At 65.2% G+C, this 17,331-nt stretch carries 15 protein-coding genes; 10 read left to right on the forward strand and 5 right to left on the reverse strand.

Going from position 1 to position 17,331, the window contains the following annotated elements; all coding sequences use genetic code 11:
• Positions 1 to 39 precede the first annotated feature (39 nt).
• A complete protein-coding gene (gene uraH / locus PQR02_RS06575; RefSeq protein WP_408227209.1) occupies positions 40 to 393 on the reverse strand; it encodes a hydroxyisourate hydrolase in 354 nt (117 codons plus the stop codon).
• A 554-nt stretch (positions 394 to 947) separates the two neighbouring features.
• Between uraH and PQR02_RS06580 the strand changes: the two genes are divergently transcribed.
• Positions 948 to 2,342 carry an 8-oxoguanine deaminase gene (locus PQR02_RS06580; RefSeq protein ID WP_408227212.1) on the forward strand — a complete coding sequence of 465 codons (1,395 nt, stop codon included), beginning with the start codon at positions 948 to 950 and terminating at the stop codon, positions 2,340 to 2,342.
• Positions 2,343 to 2,474: 132 nt separating this feature from the next.
• On the opposite strand, the gene PQR02_RS06585 is transcribed toward PQR02_RS06580, so the two are convergent.
• The gene (locus PQR02_RS06585) at positions 2,475 to 3,407 is read right to left on the reverse strand and encodes a LysR substrate-binding domain-containing protein (protein ID WP_172176057.1); all 933 of its coding nucleotides are present in this window, start codon (positions 3,405 to 3,407) and stop codon (positions 2,475 to 2,477) included.
• A 250-nt stretch (positions 3,408 to 3,657) separates the two neighbouring features.
• Here PQR02_RS06585 and PQR02_RS06590 point away from each other — a divergent pair, with 250 nt between their 5' ends.
• From PQR02_RS06590 to PQR02_RS06605, 4 genes are all read left to right on the forward strand, one after another.
• Positions 3,658 to 5,259, forward strand: coding sequence for an ABC transporter ATP-binding protein (locus PQR02_RS06590; protein WP_408227216.1), 1,602 nt, complete (start codon positions 3,658 to 3,660; stop codon positions 5,257 to 5,259).
• 53 nt (positions 5,260 to 5,312) lie between these two features.
• Entirely contained in the window at positions 5,313 to 6,419 is a 1,107-nt protein-coding gene (locus PQR02_RS06595; protein ID WP_408227219.1) for an ABC transporter permease, read from the forward strand.
• A gap of 66 nt (positions 6,420 to 6,485) precedes the next feature.
• Positions 6,486 to 7,415 carry an ABC transporter permease gene (locus PQR02_RS06600; protein ID WP_408227222.1) on the forward strand — a complete coding sequence of 310 codons (930 nt, stop codon included), beginning with the start codon at positions 6,486 to 6,488 and terminating at the stop codon, positions 7,413 to 7,415.
• Positions 7,416 to 7,480: 65 nt separating this feature from the next.
• Positions 7,481 to 8,575 (forward strand): BMP family ABC transporter substrate-binding protein, encoded by a 1,095-nt coding sequence (locus tag PQR02_RS06605; RefSeq protein WP_408227225.1) that lies wholly within the window; start codon positions 7,481 to 7,483, stop codon positions 8,573 to 8,575.
• A gap of 160 nt (positions 8,576 to 8,735) precedes the next feature.
• Here PQR02_RS06605 and PQR02_RS06610 read toward each other — a convergent pair whose 3' ends face one another.
• On the reverse strand, positions 8,736 to 8,942 hold the full coding sequence (locus tag PQR02_RS06610) for a dodecin (protein WP_408227228.1): 207 nt from the start codon (positions 8,940 to 8,942) through the stop codon (positions 8,736 to 8,738).
• Between the two features lie 179 nt (positions 8,943 to 9,121).
• Between PQR02_RS06610 and PQR02_RS06615 the strand changes: the two genes are divergently transcribed.
• From PQR02_RS06615 to PQR02_RS06630, 4 genes are all read left to right on the forward strand, one after another.
• Positions 9,122 to 10,108, forward strand: a complete 987-nt coding sequence (locus PQR02_RS06615; RefSeq protein WP_408227231.1) for an NAD(P)-dependent oxidoreductase — start codon at positions 9,122 to 9,124, stop codon at positions 10,106 to 10,108.
• Between the two features lie 83 nt (positions 10,109 to 10,191).
• The gene (locus PQR02_RS06620; RefSeq protein ID WP_408227234.1) at positions 10,192 to 11,784 is read left to right on the forward strand and encodes an ABC-F family ATPase; all 1,593 of its coding nucleotides are present in this window, start codon (positions 10,192 to 10,194) and stop codon (positions 11,782 to 11,784) included.
• 255 nt (positions 11,785 to 12,039) lie between these two features.
• Positions 12,040 to 13,230 (forward strand): NAD(P)H-dependent flavin oxidoreductase, encoded by a 1,191-nt coding sequence (locus PQR02_RS06625; RefSeq protein WP_408227237.1) that lies wholly within the window; start codon positions 12,040 to 12,042, stop codon positions 13,228 to 13,230.
• Positions 13,231 to 13,307: 77 nt separating this feature from the next.
• On the forward strand, positions 13,308 to 13,964 hold the full coding sequence (locus tag PQR02_RS06630; protein WP_408227240.1) for an OmpW/AlkL family protein: 657 nt from the start codon (positions 13,308 to 13,310) through the stop codon (positions 13,962 to 13,964).
• Positions 13,965 to 14,105: 141 nt separating this feature from the next.
• Here the strand turns inward: PQR02_RS06630 and PQR02_RS06635 are convergent, their stop codons facing one another.
• Positions 14,106 to 14,309: a DUF1289 domain-containing protein gene (locus PQR02_RS06635; RefSeq protein ID WP_408227243.1), complete on the reverse strand. Its 204-nt coding sequence runs from the start codon at positions 14,307 to 14,309 to the stop codon at positions 14,106 to 14,108.
• 74 nt (positions 14,310 to 14,383) lie between these two features.
• Positions 14,384 to 15,688, reverse strand: a complete 1,305-nt coding sequence (locus tag PQR02_RS06640) for an Nramp family divalent metal transporter (RefSeq protein WP_408227246.1) — start codon at positions 15,686 to 15,688, stop codon at positions 14,384 to 14,386.
• A gap of 534 nt (positions 15,689 to 16,222) precedes the next feature.
• Between PQR02_RS06640 and PQR02_RS06645 the strand changes: the two genes are divergently transcribed.
• Complete coding sequence (locus PQR02_RS06645; RefSeq protein WP_408227249.1) at positions 16,223 to 17,323, forward strand: polyamine ABC transporter substrate-binding protein; 1,101 nt, start codon at positions 16,223 to 16,225, stop codon at positions 17,321 to 17,323.
• Positions 17,324 to 17,331: the final 8 nt, after the last annotated feature.

The raw sequence follows: 17,331 nt of genomic DNA on the forward strand, positions 1-17,331 counted from the left end.
CTGCGCAATGCAATCGAGCGCGCCCTGCGCGGACGGCTCCTAGCTGCCTCGATACGTGCTGTACGACCACGGCGACACCAGCAGCGGCACGTGATAATGCGCAGCGGCATCGGCTACGCCGAAGCGCAGCACCACACGGTCGACGAAACGCGGCTCAGGCACCTGCGTGCCGATCGACGCGAAGTAGTCGCCTGCGCCGAACACCAGTTCGTATTCGCCCGCGACGAGCGCGTCGCCTTCCAGCAGCGGCTCGTCGCAGCGGCCGTCGCTATTGGTGAGGGTGGTTTTGAGCGCGCGGCGGGTATCGCCCGTGAGCGCGAAGAGTTCGACCTTGATGCCCGCGCCGGGACGGCCGTTCGCGGTGTCGAGCACATGGGTAGTGAGCTTTCCCATTCGCAATTTTCCTTGTGTGTTTGCGAGGTTTCGGCGGCAGCCCGATCCAGCTACGTTTGCGGCGGATCGAGGCTCCACGTCAGTGGCTACATACCCGTCGGCGAATTGAAGCGAGCGCCGTGACAGCCATTGTAGAAAGGTTGCTCCGTTCAGCGCGCGCGAGATAGGAAAGATAATACCTGGCACATGACGGACAGCCTGTTGAAAGCCGCAGCGCATCGATTCGTTCGATTTTTTGAATCCGCTTCGATCGTAGCGGCGCCAAAAAAGGCCCACTATATCGGCGGCGTGAAGTTGGGTATCGCATTGGCGCGAGTTGCCACGCTTATTTTGGCCGTCGAAGGTTAGACCTGTGCGCCGCGCTGCAAACGGGCCGGAAGCGGTTCGACCGCGGCACACCCCCGAAGGAAGTCCCCTTGGGGGACACCCCGAAGACGGCGCAACGCGCTGGGTAACCGGGCCAACGGCGTTCGACGGGACGCGGCGGCACGGTTGGCGTGCCGTCACATCGCGTTCGAACGACTTTGCACGCAAGCATGACAGCGGAGAAACGGATGACGATGGAACAGACGGCGCAACAGCCGGGCAAGAAGAAGACGATGCTGGTGAAGCACGCGGACGTGCTGGTCACGATGGACGGCGCCCGGCGCGAATTGCGCGACGGTGGTCTGTACATCGAGGACAACCGCATCGTCGCGGTCGGACCGACGGCGCAATTGCCGCAAACGGCCGACGAAGTGCTGGACATGCGTGGGCACCTGGTGATCCCGGGTCTGGTGAACACGCACCACCACATGTACCAGAGCCTCACGCGCGCGATTCCCGCCGCGCAGAACGCCGAGTTGTTCGGCTGGCTCACCAGCCTGTACAAGGTGTGGGCGAACCTCACGCCGGAGATGATCGAAGTCTCGACGCTCACGGCGATGGCCGAGCTGCTGCTGTCCGGTTGCACGACCTCGAGCGACCATCTGTATATCTATCCGAACGGCAGCCGGCTCGACGACAGCATCGCCGCGGCGCGCAGGATCGGCATGCGCTTTCACGCGGCGCGCGGCAGCATGAGCGTGGGGCAGAAGGACGGCGGCCTGCCGCCGGATTCGGTGGTCGAGCGTGAAGCGGACATCCTGAAGGACACGCAGCGGCTGATCGAGACGTACCACGACGAAGGGCGCTACGCGATGCTGCGTGTGGTGGTCGCGCCATGCTCGCCGTTCTCGGTGAGCCGCGACCTGATGCGCGAGTCGGCGGCGATGGCGCGCCAGTACGGCGTGTCGCTGCATACGCACCTCGCCGAGAACGTCAACGACATCGCGTACAGCCGCGAGAAGTTCGGCATGACGCCGGCGGAGTATGCGGAAGACCTCGGCTGGGTCGGCCACGATGTGTGGCATGCGCACTGCGTGCAACTCGACGACGCCGGCATCGCCCTGTTCGCGCGCACCGGCACCGGCGTCGCGCACTGTCCGTGTTCGAACATGCGGCTCGCGTCGGGCATCGCGCCGGTCGGGCGGATGCGGCTCGCGGGCGTGCCGGTGGGGCTGGGCGTCGACGGTTCGGCTTCGAACGACGGCGCGCAGATGGTGGCCGAAGTGCGCCAGGCGCTGCTGTTGCAGCGCGTCGGTTTCGGGCCGGATGCGATGACCGCGCGCGAGGCGCTGGAAATCGCCACGCTAGGCGGCGCGAAGGTGCTCAACCGCGACGACATCGGCGCGCTCGCGCCCGGCATGGCGGCGGACTTCGTGTCGTTCGATTTGCGTCAACCGCTGTTTGCGGGGGCGCTGCACGATCCGGTCGCGGCGCTGGTATTCTGCGCGCCGTCGCAAGTGAGCTATAGCGTGATCGGCGGCAGGGTGATCGTGAAGGACGGACAGTTGACGACGCTCGACCTCGGACCGGTCATCGAGCAGCACAACCGGCTGGCGAAGACGCTTTACGAAGCGGCGGCGTAACAGGGAAAAGCGGGAGAAGAGAGTCGGGTTGCGGGCCGCCGCGCCATCGTCATGCACGGCATGGCCGCCCGCTACCCGTGGTGAAAAGCGGGTGGTGAAAAGCTGGCGGTGAAAAGCGGGCGGTGAAACCAGTCAAGGCTTGTCGATCAAGGTTTTGGTCGCTTCGGCGACCAGGCTGCGCAGCCAGCGCACTTCATCGGAGTAGTGCACGCGCTCGTGCCATAGCTGGTAATACTGCATCGGCGGGAAATCGAGCGGGGCGGGCACCACGGTGAGCGGCAGGAATTTGGCGTAGTAATCGGCAAAGAGGCGCGTGGTCGTGAAGATCAGATCGGACTTGATCAACACGTACGGCGCGAGATTGAAGTACGGCAACGTGACGACCACGTGACGCTTGAGCCGCTCGCGCGCGAGATGCACGTCGATCGCGCCGCGCTGGCCCACCGAGTAAGGAGTCGGCGCGAGATGCGGCGCGTTCAGATACTGGTCGAGCGTGAGTCCGCCGCGTTTGGCAAACGGATGCGCGTTGCTCATCAGGCAGACGATCTGATCGACGAACAGGTTCGACAGGTGCAACTGCTCCGGCGGCTCCGGCCAGTTGCCGACCACGGTGTCGAGCTTGCCGTCCTCGAGCGCGAGTTCGTAGTCGAAGGCGGGGCCCAGCGAGTGAAATTCGAGCGTCGCGTTCGGCGCGGCCTGGCGAAAGCGTTCGACCACCGTCGGCACGAACAGCACGTTCAGGTAGTCGGGGCAGCCGATCCGGTAGCAGCGGATCGACGTGGCCGGATCGAAGTTGTGCTGCTGGAACTTGATGCGTTCGATCTCGCGCAGCGCGTTCTGCACCGGTTCGAGCAGGCGCAGGCCGTATTCCGTGGGCACCATGCCGGATTTGCCGCGCACCAGCAACGGGTCGCCGGTGATGTCGCGCAAACGGCGCAGCGCCGCGCTGATGGCGGGTTGTGATTGATTCAGCTTGACGGCCGCGCGCGTGACGCTGCGCTCCATCAACAAGGTGTGCAAGACGCGCAGTAGGTACGTATCGATCGCCTCGCGTTGCTGGCTCATGATTTCTCCGAAATATATGTTCTGGCTGATCGAGCGGGCGTGGGGGTATATGGGTTTTAATATGAACGAAAAACCGCGTCAAGCGTGGCATACCCGCAGAGCGCGCTGCGGCGGGGGTTTGCGGGAATTTTGGCGGCTCGACTGAGCGGGTCGAATTGGGTATTGTCATCCGGTTGTGGTGACGGATCGTCCGCCGTCAAGGTGGGTGGACGCGTCGCAACTGGCAGTCACCGACGTACTACGGAATCACATGAGCGACTCTTCTTATAGCGACGGCGCCGCCGCGCAGCCGGCATCCGGGCCGGAACAGGCGGCGCCCCGGCTGGTGCTCCAGGGCATCACCAAACAATATCCGGCCGTGCGAGCCAACGACGACGTCACGTTGATCGTCGCGCCGGGTGAAATCCACGCGGTGCTCGGCGAAAACGGCGCCGGCAAAAGCACGCTGATGAAGATCATCTACGGCGCGGTGCGGCCCGACGCCGGCGAGATTCGCTGGGAAGGCGAGGCGGTGGAGATCGCGAGCCCGGCGGCCGCGCGCAAGCTCGGCATCGGCATGGTGTTCCAGCATTTTTCGCTGTTCGAGACGCTCACGGTCGGCGAAAACATCGCGCTCGCACTCGACGAGCCGTTCGATCTGAAGACGCTCTCGAAACGGATTCGCGAAGTCTCGGCCGACTACGGTCTGGACATCGATCCGCAGCGCCACGTGCATAGCCTGACGGTGGGCGAGCGGCAACGCGTCGAGATCGTGCGCTGTCTGCTGCAGAACCCGCGCCTCCTGATCATGGACGAGCCGACCTCGGTGCTGACGCCGCAAGCGGTGAGGAAGCTGTTCGCGACGCTGCGCCGGCTGGCGGCCGAAGGCTCCAGCATTCTCTACATCAGCCACAAGCTCGACGAAATCCAGGAGCTGTGCGACACCGCGACGGTGATGCGCGGCGGCCGCGTGACGGGTCATGTGAAGCCGAAGGGCGAGACGCATGCATCGCTCGCGCAGTTGATGGTCGGCCATTCGCTGCCCGATTACACGCGGCGCGAGCACAATCCCGGCGCCGTGCTGCTCGATGTGAAGCAGTTGTCGGTGGCAAGCGACGACCCGTTCGGCACCTCGCTGCGCGACGTGTCGTTCGGCGTGCATGCCGGCGAGATCTTCGGCATCGCGGGTGTGTCGGGCAACGGCCAGGCGGAACTGCTGTCGGCGCTGTCGGGCGAAAAACGCGGCACGCGCGCCGATGCGGTGACGATTTGCGGCAAGCCCGCCGGGCGCCTGGGCGCGGGCGGCCGGCGCGCGCTCGGCTTCGGCTTCGTGCCGGAGGAGCGCCTCGGCCGCGGCGCGGTGCCGGCGATGTCGCTGTCGGAAAACGCGCTGCTCACCGCGCACCGTCAGCAGATGGTGAGCTCGGGCTGGATCAGGGCGGGCGCGATGCGCGCGTTCGCCAGGCGCTGCATCGATGCCTTCGACGTGCGTTGCGGCGGCCCGGACGCGCTCGCGCAGAGTCTGTCCGGCGGCAATCTGCAGAAATACATCATGGGCCGCGAGATTCTGCAGGCGCCCAAGGTGCTGGTGGTCGCGCAGCCCACGTGGGGCGTCGATGTCGGCGCGGCGGCGTTCATCCGCCAGCAGCTGCTCGATCTGGCGGCGCGCGGCGTCGCGATTCTGGTGATCTCTGAGGAACTGGAAGAGCTGTTCGACATCTGCGACCGCCTTGCGGTGCTCGCTGGCGGCCGGCTCTCGCCGGTGCGCGCAACGGGCGCGACCAATGCCGAGGAAATCGGCCGCTGGATGGCGGGCCTGTTCGGCGGCCGCGAGGACGCGGCGCCGTCGTCGGAACAGCCGGCGCACGCGTGACTCGCGCGAAGCGCGATCATCGGAACCAGAACCCAATAAACCACACGCTACCCATGATGCTTCCCTATCGACTCGAAGCACGCACGGCGCCCTCGCGCACGATGCAGTTCGCCGTGCCGCTGATCGCCGCGCTGCTCACGCTCGCGATCGGCTTTTTGATCTTCAGCCTGGTGGGCCGCGATCCGCTGCAGGCAATGCACGCGTTCTTCATCGAGCCGCTGTCCAGCGTGAACGGCTGGTCGGAGCTGCTGCTGAAGGCGTCGCCGTTGTGCCTGATCGGCCTCGGCCTCGCGATCGGCTATCGCGCCAACGTCTGGAACATCGGCGCCGAAGGGCAGATGCTGCTCGGCGGCATCGCCGCGAGCGGCGTCGCGATCTATTTCGATCAGGCCACCGGCTGGTGGATCCTGCCGACCATGATGATTGCCGGCGTGCTCGGCGGCATGGCGTGGGCGGCGATTCCCGCGCTGCTGAAAAGCCGCTTCAACACCAACGAGATTCTCGTCAGCCTGATGCTCACGTATGTGGCCACGCAGTTGCTGATCTATCTGGTGAGCGGTCCTTGGCGCGATCCGCAGGGCATGAATTTCCCGCTCTCGGAGATGTTCAGCGGCGACGCGCTGTATCCGACGCTATACGGCGACTGGCACTGGAAATGGCTGCGCGGCACGCGGCTGAACGCGTCGGTGTTCATCACGCTGATCGCGATACCGCTCGTGTGGATGTTCATGCGCAAGAGCTTCGCGGGCTACCGGATGAACGTCGGCGGACTCGCGCCGCTCGCCGCGCGCTACGCGGGCTTCTCCGACAAGAAAACCATCTGGACGTCGCTGCTGATCAGCGGCGGCCTCGCGGGCCTCGCCGGGATGGGCGAGATCGCCGGGCCGATAGGCCAGTTGCAGGCGACGTGGTCGCCGGGCTACGGCTTCACCGCGATCATCGTCGTGTTCGTCGGGCGGCTGCATCCGGTCGGCATCGTGCTCGCGAGTCTGCTGATGGCGTTGCTGTATCTCGGCGGCGAAGCGGTGCAGACCTCGATGCAATTGCCGCAGGCGCTCTCCGGCGTGTTCCAGGGGCTGCTGCTGTTCTGCCTGCTGGGCGCCGACCTGTTCGTGAACTACCGGGTGCGCCGCCGAACGCTGGCCGCCGCGGGTCATTGACCGCTTACCGGGCAGCCCGCCAAGCGTCTCACCGACATTCGATTACTGATTTCCCGCCGGATCTCCATGGACATTCAACAAGCCAGCGCGCTCACCTCGAGCGCCATCACCGCCGCGATCCCGCTGATGTTCGCGGGCGCGGGCGAACTCGTCACCGAGAAATCGGGCGTGCTCAACCTTGGCGTCGAAGGGATGATGCTGATGGGCGCCGTGACCGGCTACGCGGTCACGTCGATCAGCGGCAGCCCGTGGCTCGGCGTGCTCGCCGCGATCGCCGCCGGTCTCGCGATGGCGCTGCTGTTCGCGTTCCTCACGCTGACCATGCTCGCCAATCAGGTCGCCACCGGTCTCTCGCTGACGATCTTCGGCATCGGCCTGTCCGCGTATGTCGGCAAGCCGTACACGTCGGCGGCGGTGCGCGCGACCATCGACACGTGGACCATTCCCGGTCTCTCGAAGATCCCCGTGCTCGGGCCGGCGCTCTTCAGCCTCACGCCGCTCGACTATCTGGCGTTCCTGATGTTCGCGGTGATCGGCTGGTTCCTGTACCGCACGCGCGCCGGACTGGTGCTGCGTTCAGTCGGCGAATCGCCGCAGGTCGCGCACTCGGTGGGCTTTCCGGTGGTCGGGGTGCGCTACGGCGCGGTGGCCTTCGGCGGCGGCATGGCCGGGCTGGCGGGCGGGTATTACTCGATCGTCAATCTGCACCTGTGGCAGGAGAATCTCACCTCCGGCCGCGGCTGGATCGCGCTCGCGCTGGTCGTGTTCGCGACGTGGCGGCCGGGGCGCCTGCTGATCGGCGCGCTGCTGTTCGGCGCGGTGACCGGCCTGCAGTTTTACGCGCAGGCGATCGGCGTGCCGGTGCCGACACAATTCCTCGCGATGCTGCCGTACGTCGCGACGGTCGTCGTACTGGTGCTGATCTCGCACAACCCGAACACCATCCGTCTGAATGCCCCTGCCTCGCTGGGCAAGCCGTTTTTCTCGGCGGGCTAGTCGAGCAACGATGGATCACCCATCGACCACACCTTCCAATATTCGCCAACACAACAGGACCCAACATGAAGAGAAGAAATCTGCTGACCGCATTCGCGTGGGGCGCGGCCTCGCTCGCGCTCGCCGCGCCGCTCGCGCAAACCGCGCAGGCCGCCGACGCGCCGGGTGTCGCGTTCGTCTACCTCGGCAATCCGGGCGACGCCGGCTGGACCTTCGCGCACGACCAGGGTTCGAAGGAAGCGGAAGCGAAGTTCGGCAACAAGATCAAGATCACACGTGTCGAGAACGTGCCGGAATCGGCCGACTCGGAGCGCGTGTTCCGCGATCTGGCGAACAAGGGCAACAAGATCATCATCGGCACGAGCTTCGGCTTTCAGGACTTCCAGCTGAAGGTCGCGAAGGATTTCCCGGACACCGTATTCCTGCACGCGACCGGCTACAAGAAGGCGCCGAACTTCGGCACCTACGACGTGCGCATGTACCAGGGCGCGTATCTGGCCGGCGTCGCGGCGGGCTATGTGACCAAGTCCAATACGCTCGGCTTCGTTGCGTCGGTGCCGATTCCCGAGGTGATCCGCAACATCAATGCGTACACGCTCGGCGCGCGCTCGGTGAATCCGAAGGTGCACACGAAGGTCATCTGGATCAATAGCTGGTTCGATCCGGGCAAGGAAAAGCAGGCGGCTGAAACTCTGATTGGCCAGGGCGCCGACGTGCTGCTGCAAAACACCGATTCGAGCGCGACGCTCGCTACCGCATCGGAAAAACACGTGCACGCGTTCGGCTGGGATTCGGACATGAAGAAGTTCGGTCCCGACGCGCACCTGGGTTCGGTGGTCGCGCATTGGGGCGTCTACTACACGGCGGCGATCCAGCAGGTGCTCGACGGCAAGTGGAAGAACGACCCGGTGTGGTGGGGCCTTCCGCAGAAGGCCGTCAACCTGGAAGACCTGAACACGTCGGTGATCTCGGCTGACGCGCAGAAGCGGGTCGCGGCGAAGCGCGAGGAACTGGCGAGCGGCAAGTGGGACGTGTTCACCGGCCCGCTCAAGGATCAGTCCGGCGCGGTGAAGGTGCCGGCCGGCAAGACGCTGACCGACCCGGAACTGCAACGTCTGAACTGGTATGTGGAAGGCGTGGACGGTTCGCTGCCGAAGTAAGTGATCCCGATCGGCCCAACGCCGAACGATGCATGATCGGCCACGCGGCGGCCTCGGCACCCGCTGCTTTGAGTTGAGGAAGGAGCTGCGTCCAGTGCGGACGCAGCTTTTTTCGCCGCGAATGACGCGCGGACGTGTCGACGAGCGTTGACGCCGTGTGTCACTCGATCCGCAAGCCCACCTTGAGCGTCACCTGCCAGCAGGTAACCTTGTCGTCTTCGATCTGGCCCCGCGTTTCCGTGACTTCGAACCAGTGCAAATTACGCAGCGTCTTCGACGCTTTGGCGATCGCGGTTGTGACGGCGTCGTCGCTCGACACGGTCGACGAGCCGGTCAACTCGATCTGTTTATAGACGTGGTCGGACATGAACTTCCTCCTTTGGTCTTCGTTGGTGTCCAGAAAGTATAGGCAATGGGCGACGCGGCACGTGCCCATTGCACCCGCGACAGGTGCACACGTCGTGTGCCCGGTATGCCGTGACCGTGACGGCGTGCGGCCGTTATCATGTCCGCGCAACTCAATCTGACAGCCGACGAGGTTCGAAAGTGGAAATTGGTTTTTGCGGTCCCGGCCTGATGGGCGCGCCGATGATCCGGCATCTGCTGCGCGCGGGGCATGCCGTGCATGTGTGGAATCGCACGCGGGCCAAGGCCGAGGCGCTGGTGGCGGACGGCGCGAGTGTGGTCGATGCGCCGCGCGAGCTGGCCGGGCGCTGCGACGCGGTTCTGCTGTGCGTCGCGGATGCGGCGGCGGTGGAAGAGACGGTGTTCGGCGCAGCGGGACTTTTGAGCGCAGGCGCCGCCGCGCCGCTCCGGTTGCGCTGGATTGTCGATCACTCCAGCATTCCACCGGCCGCGACGCGCGCGTTCGCGCAGCGCGCGGCGGCGGTGGCGGCTTCATTCGAGGCTTCATTCGCTGCTCCGTCCGCGTCCGCAGTGGCTCACGACGCCACCGGCCCCGGCGCTACCCACCCCGGCGCGGCGCGCCTCGGCTGGATCGACGCACCGGTGTCGGGCGGCGTCGCGGGCGCGCACGCCGGCACGCTGGCGGTGATGGCGGGCGGCGCCGCGGCCGATGTCGACGCCGTCAGGCCGCTGCTCGACGCCTACGCGTCACGCGTCACGCATATGGGCGGGGTCGGCGCGGGGCAAACCGCGAAGCTGTGCAACCAGACCATCGTCACCGCGACGGTGGCGGCGATTGCCGAGGCCGTGAACCTCGCGCAGCGCAGCGGCCTCGACGCCGCGAAACTCACCGAAGGTCTCGCGGGCGGCTGGGCCGACTCGGTGCTGCTGCAGACCTTCGTGCCGCGCATGACCCAGACCGGCCTCACACCGATCGGCGCGTTCCGCACGTTCCAGAAGGACGTCGACACGGTCGCCGCCGCCGCGTACGAGACCGGCACGCCGATGCCGGTGTCGTCGACGGTCCAGCAATTGCTGCGTCTGGCCTCGGCGATGGGGCTCGCCGAGGCCGACCTGTCGGCTTTCATCGACGTTCTGCAGACGCCGCGCGGCGCCGCTGCCGGGTAGCGCGAGGTGCGCGTGGGTTGAATTCGCGATAACCTGCTAAAATATTGGGTTTTTCGCCGATATCACATTCAAAGGGACGCGCCGTGCTGTCTACTGCCAATATCACCATGCAATTCGGGCCGAAGCCCCTCTTCGAGAACATTTCGGTCAAATTCGGGGAAGGGAACCGCTATGGCCTCATCGGTGCGAACGGCTGCGGTAAATCCACCTTCATGAAAATTCTCGGTTCCGACCTGGAACCGAGCTCGGGCAACGTCATGCTCGAGCCGAACGTGCGTCTGGGCAAGCTGCGCCAGGACCAGTTCGCGTACGAAGATGTGCGCGTGCTCGACGTCGTGATGATGGGCCACACCGAAATGTGGGCCGCGATGACCGAGCGCGACGCGATCTACGCGAACCCCGACGCCACCGACGACGACTACATGCACGCCGCCGAGCTCGAAGCGAAGTTCGCCGAGTACGACGGCTACACCGCCGAAGCGCGCGCGGGCGAGCTGCTGCTCGGCATCGGCATCGCGATCGAGGACCACAGCGGCCCGATGAGCAACGTGGCGCCCGGCTGGAAGCTGCGCGTGCTGCTCGCGCAGGCGCTGTTCTCGAAGCCGGACGTGCTGCTGCTGGACGAGCCGACCAACAACCTGGACATCAACTCGATCCGTTGGCTGGAAGACGTGCTCAACCAGTACAACTCGACGATGATCATCATCTCGCACGACCGGCACTTCCTGAACCAGGTTTGCACGCACATGGCCGACATGGACTACGGCACGCTGAAGGTCTATCCGGGCAACTACGACGACTACATGCTCGCCAGCACGCAGGCGCGCGAACGTCAGCAGAACGCCAACGCGAAGGCGAAGGAACGCGTGGCCGACCTGCAGGACTTCGTGCGCCGCTTCTCGGCGAACAAGTCGAAGGCGCGTCAGGCTACCAGCCGTCTGAAGATGATCGACAAGATCAAGATCGAGGAATTCAAGCCGTCGTCGCGCCAGAACCCGTTCATCCGCTTCGAATACGAGAAGAAGCTCCACAACATCGCGGTGGTGGCCGACAAGATCGCGAAGAAGTACGAGCGCACCATCTTCAACGACTTCAGCATCAGCGTGCAGCCGGGCGAGCGTATCGCGATCATCGGCGAGAACGGCGCGGGCAAGACCACGCTGCTGCGCTCGCTGCTGGGCAAGCTCACGCTCGACCACGGCACGGTGAAGTGGGCGGAGAACGCGAACGTCGGCTACATGCCGCAAGATACGTACGAAGAGTTTCCGGACGACGTCACGCTGATGGACTGGATCGACGGCTACCGCAAGGAAGGCGACGACGAGCAGATGGTGCGGGGCACGCTCGGCCGGCTGCTGTTCAATGCCGACGACATCCGCAAGTCGGTCAAGGTGCTCTCGGGTGGCGAGAAGGGCCGCATGATCTGGGGCAAGCTGATGCTGGGCCGCCACAACGTGCTGATGATGGACGAGCCGACCAACCACATGGACATGGAGTCGATCGAGTCGCTGCAGATCGCGCTCGACAAGTTCGAAGGCACGCTGATTTTCGTGTCGCACGACCGTGAGTTCGTGAGCGGCCTCGCGAACCGGATCATCGAAGTGAAGACCGATGGCACGTTGAACGACTTCGGTGGCAACTATGAAGACTTCCTGCTGAGCCAGGGCGTGCAGTAAGCGTCATCGACGCACACGCTGCTCAGGTTGCGCAGCAGTCACGCTGCAACGCAAAGCCAAGCCCGCTTCTTCGAAGCGGGCTTTGTTCATGTGCGCACCCAAACCTGCATCGCATTCAAGCTCTGCTTCATATGACCAGCATCAACCCGACGATGCGCGCGCCCCGTTCATTCGCAGCCGCCTTGACCTGACGCAAAGCAGCCCGCGCCCGACAGCCGATCATCAACGGTTTGATCATTCGTCATCGGGCCAGTCATGCTCAACACTCACTCTTTCCCGCCGCTGGTGATCCGCGGCCGCTCGCTGCTGCCGATCGTGCAAGGCGGCATGGGCGTCGGCATCTCAGCCCACCGGCTGGCCGGCAGCGTCGCCCGTGAAGGTGCGCTCGGCACCATCGCCAGCATCGATCTGCGCCACCATCATCGCGACCTCGTCCAACTGTGCCGCCAGTCGCCCGACACGGCGACGCTCGCACAGGCCAACCTCACCGCGCTGGAGCGCGAAGTCCGCGCGGCCAGAGACATCAGCGAAGGACGCGGAATGATCGCCGTCAACGTGATGAAGGCGGTCAGCGCGCACGCGGACTATGTGCGCGTGGCCTGCGAGAGCGGCGCCGATGCGATCGTGATGGGCGCGGGCCTGCCGCTCGATCTGCCGGACATGACCGAAGGCTGTGACATCGCGCTGATCCCGATCCTGTCAGATAGCCGCGGCGTCTCGCTCGTGCTGAAGAAGTGGCTGAAGAAAGGCCGCTTGCCCGACGCGGTCGTGATCGAACATCCGGCGCACGCGGGCGGCCATCTCGGTGTCGGCAATCTCGCTGACATGCGTGACCGACGCTTCGACTTCCCGCGCATTCTCGAAGAGCTCGACACCGTGTTCGCATCGCTTGGCCTGAATCGCCGGGACGTGCCTGTCATCGTCGCGGGCGGCATCAACAGTCACGCGGCCGTGCGCGAGCTGCTGAACGCGGGCGCGAACGGCGTGCAGCTCGGCACGCCGTTCGCCGTCACCGAGGAAGGCGATGCGCGTCCGAACTTCAAGCGCGTGCTGGCCGAAGCGACGCCCGGCGACATCGTCGAATTCATCAGCGTGACGGGGCTGCCCGCGCGGGCGGTGAAAACGCCGTGGCTGATGCGCTATCTGCGCCATGAAGCGAAGATCCGCGAGAAGGTCGGCGCGCTCAAGCACGCGTGTCCGACCGCGCTCGAATGCCTGAGCGTGTGCGGCTGGCGCGACGGGATCGAGAAGTTCGGCCACTTCTGCATCGACACGCGGCTCGCCGCGGCCTTGCGCGGCGACGTGGCCAACGGCCTGTTTTTTCGCGGCCGAGAAGCGTTGCCGTTCGGTACCGCGATTCGCAGCGTCCACGATCTCCTCGAACTGCTGCTGACCGGCGCGACGCGGCCAGCTGTCGCAGGGCGATGGTCGTCCTCGCTGGGTTGATACGGGTCAACGCGCTGCCTGACCGGAACTTCGACAATCTCCGCGCGATATCAATCATTCATCACGCGGGGAAGCACATGAAGTACTCGTTCAGAAAAAAAATCAAGACCGCCGCTGTTGCAGCGAGCCTGCTATGCACGGCGGCGCTCGCGCCGCACGCACACGCCGCGAGCGACGACCCGCTGAGCGGCATCCACGCCGGCGACGTGCTCGTGCGTCTGCGCGCGATCAGCATCGTGCCGAACGTGAACACCAGCCAGAGACTGTCGGCGCTCAACGTGGGCGTCAACAACGCCATCGTGCCCGAGCTGGATCTGACCTACATGATTCGCGACGACCTCGGCGTCGAGCTGATTCTCGCCACTTCGCGCCATCAGGTGACGTCGAACCTCGGCGGTCTTGGCGGCGTGAACGTGTTGCCGCCCACGCTGCTGCTGCAATATCACTTCAACCACGCGGGGCGCATTCGTCCGTATCTCGGCGCGGGTCTCAACTACACGCTGTTCTATAACAACGGGCTGAACGCGGGCGGCGCGCCGATCTCGATCAGCAATCACAGTTTCGGCCCCGCGTTGCAGGCCGGTGTGGACCTGCAGGTCACCAGGTCGCTGTTCGTCAATGCGGACATCAAGAAGATATGGATGCACACGGATGCGTCGCTCGGCGGCCAGCCGCTCGGCCGGCTAAGCATTGATCCGGTGATCGTCGGTCTGGGCGTCGGGATGCGGTTCTGATTGGCGCGCGGCACGCGCCGCGTTCGCCATGCGAAACGCCGGGGGCAGCTCAGTTCCAGCTGCACCCCCGGCGTCGTTTTGTCGCTGCCAGTTTTTGAGGCGCTGCGCTCATGTCCATCGGCAGGGGCGCAGCGCGAAAGGCTACAGCCTGTCGTTCTGAAAGCGCATGGCCGTGCCTTCCTGCTCGATGCGCAGCCACACGGCGCGCTTTTCCTCGTCGCTCAGGAACACCCAGTTGGACACTTCGACAGCGGTGCGGCCGCAGCCCTTGCAAACCTCGTCGAACAGCGTGGAGCACACGCCGATGCACGGACTGTCGGGAAGATCGTGAAGATTCGATGCCATCGGAAACCTTGGAGCGAAGAAGCGAAGTGCCGCTATGTTAACCGATGATGTGCGGCGCCGCGGCCCGCGACCCGCTACCTGCCAAACGCCAGTTGCCACAGCAACGCCCCATTGAGCGCGACGATGAACCCCGCGCACAACCACGCGAGCGCGAGCGGCACGCCGCGCACGCGCCAACCGTGCATCAGCTCGGCGTTCGACGTAGAGCGGATCAACGGCACGACCGCGAGGGGCAATTGCAGGCTCAGCACCACCTGGCTCGCCACCAGCAACTGGTTGGAACCGTGCTGGCCGAAAAGCGCGACCGCGAACAGCGCGGGCCCGATCGCCAGCGCGCGGGTGAGCAGCGCGCGCTTCCAGCGCGGCAGCCGGATCTGCAGAAAGCCTTCCATCACCGCCTGACCGGCCAGCGTGCCGGTGACCGTCGCGCTCAGCCCGCACGCCAGCAGCGCCGCCGCGAACAGGATGCTGGCCCAGCGCGTGCCGACGAGCGGCGCGATCAGGCGGTGGGCGTCGGCGAGATCGGTCACGTCGCGATGGCCGCTCGCGTAGAACACCGCGGCGGCCACGATCAGCAACGCGGCGTTGATCACGAAGGCAAACGAAAGTGAAGCGAAGGTGTCGATGTTGACCACCTGCAACGCGGCCTTGATCTGCGCGTCGCTGCCTTCGGGCGCGTGATGCTTGACGAGCGCCGAGTGCAGATAGAGGTTGTGCGGCATCACCGTCGCGCCGACGATGCCCGCCGCCAGCCACAGCATGCCCGCGTTGCGCAGCAGCTCGACGCTCGGCGCGGTGCCGGCGAGCGCCGCGTGCCAGTCGGGCCGCGCGAGCGCGAGCTGCACCACGAAGCACAGGCCGACGAAGCCGATCAGCGCCGCGATCACCGCTTCGAGCTTGCGGCCGCCTTTCTGCTGAAGCGCGAGCAGGGCAAACGTGCAGACCGCCGACATCAGCACGCCGACGGTCAGCGACACGCCTAGCAGCAATTGCAGAGCGACGGCGCTGCCGACCACCTCGGCGACATCGCACGCGATGATCGCGACTTCGCTGGTCAGCCACAGGAACAGGGTGCCGCGGCGGCCGGTACGCTCGCGGCAGATCTGCGCGAGATCGCGGCCGGTCACGACGCCCAGGCGCGACGACAGCCATTGCAGCAGCATCGCCATCAGGCTCGACAGCAGCACCATGCCGAGCAGGCGGTAGCCGTAGCCCGCGCCGGCGCCGAGCGCGGTCGCCCAGTTGCCGGGGTCGATATAGCCGACCGCGATCAACGCGCCCGCGCCGACAAACGAAAACCAGTGCGGAGGACGCGCCGGGCCGCCGTCAGGCAGACGCCGGCGGCGGTTCGGTCGCAGCGCGAATGGGTTGGTGTTCATCGGTGCCTGAAGTTCGAGACCACATCCTCTCGCAAGCCATGTGCCCAATGGCCGCCGGGTGGGCGGCGCAGACGGGCGGGAGCCGGGGGGCGGAGGCGCGCTAGGCGGCGTGCCGGCAGCCGGTCTCCTGACGGCTATTGTGCACCGTCGAACGGCTGACGGCTCATGCTCGTCCGAGGCGTGGGCGGGAGCAACGCAGTCGGGTCCCGCATGGAGAAGCCGGCCGCAATCCATAAGCCAGGCACAAGCACGAGCACGCCGGCCGACCACCCAAGCCGCCCCAACTTGACAACGAGATAACAACGCGAGTGCCATGCGCGTTTTTTTCGGGTAGACAGGCGCCGATAACCCGCTAAAATTGCGCGCATTTTCCAATGGTGCGCCTTGGGCTGTACCGTTTGCGCGACAGTCGGGCATTTCTTTTGGAGCGCGCAATAATTGATGGTAGTTTTCGGGTTTTTCAGGGGAGCCGCGCGCGATGCCGCGGCCTGAGTGACGACGGTCGGCGCGAGCCGGTCAGGATCGGAGAACGGGATGAAAAGACGGGTAGTGGGACAAGTGGCCGCGCTGATGCTGTGCGCGATGCCATGGTTGACGGCCGCAGCGAAGGATACGCAGCTGAACGTGTATAACTGGTCCGATTACATCGCCAAGGACACCATTCCGAACTTCACCAAGCAGACCGGCGTCCAGGTCAAATACGACAACTACGACAGCGACGACACGCTGCAAGCGAAGCTCCTCACCGGCAATTCCGGCTATGACATCGTCGTGCCGACCAGCAACTACGCCGGCAAGCAGATCGCCGCGGGCATCTTCGATCCGCTCGACAAGTCGAAGCTGCCGAACCTGAAGTACCTCGATCCGTCGCTGATGGCGCTCGTGGCCGGCGCCGATCCGGGCAACAAATACGTGGTGCCCTGGGCGTACGGCACGACCGGTCTCGGATACAACGTCACCAAGGTCCAGCAGATTCTCGGCAAGAACACGCCGCTCGACAGCTGGGACATCCTGTTCAAGCCGGAAAACATTTCGAAGCTGAAGGCCTGCGGCGTGTCCGTGCTCGACGCGCCAGACCAGATGTTCGCGGCCGCGCTGCATTACATCGGCAAGGATCCGATGAGCACGAACCCGGCCGACTACCGCGCCGCGCTCGAGATGATGAAGAAGATCCGCCCGTACATCACACAGTTCAACTCGTCGGGCTACATCAACGACCTGGTGGGCGGCGACGTGTGCTTCGCGTACGGCTGGTCGGGCGACGTCGTGATCGCCAAGCATCGCGCGGTCGAAGCGAAGAAGCCGTACAAGATCGAGTACTTCATTCCGAAGGGCGGCGCGCCCGTGTGGTTCGACGTGATGGCGATCCCGAAGGACGCGAAGCACAAGGAAGCCGCGCTCGAATGGATCAACTACATCGAAACGCCGCAGGTGCACGCCGCGATCACCAACGCCGTCTACTATCCGAGCGCGAACCTCGAAGCGCGCAAGTACGTGGACAAGGACGTGGCGAACGACCCGGCGGTGTATCCGCCGCCTGAAACCATCAAGACCCTGTTCCTGCTCAAGCCACTGCCGCAGGAAATCCAGCGGCTGCAAACGCGGCTGTGGACTGAGTTCAAGTCCGGCCGCTGACCCGCGGC

It is taken from the genome of Paraburkholderia sediminicola (assembly GCF_046026895.1).
Classification (GTDB): Bacteria; Pseudomonadota; Gammaproteobacteria; order Burkholderiales; family Burkholderiaceae; genus Paraburkholderia; species Paraburkholderia sediminicola_C.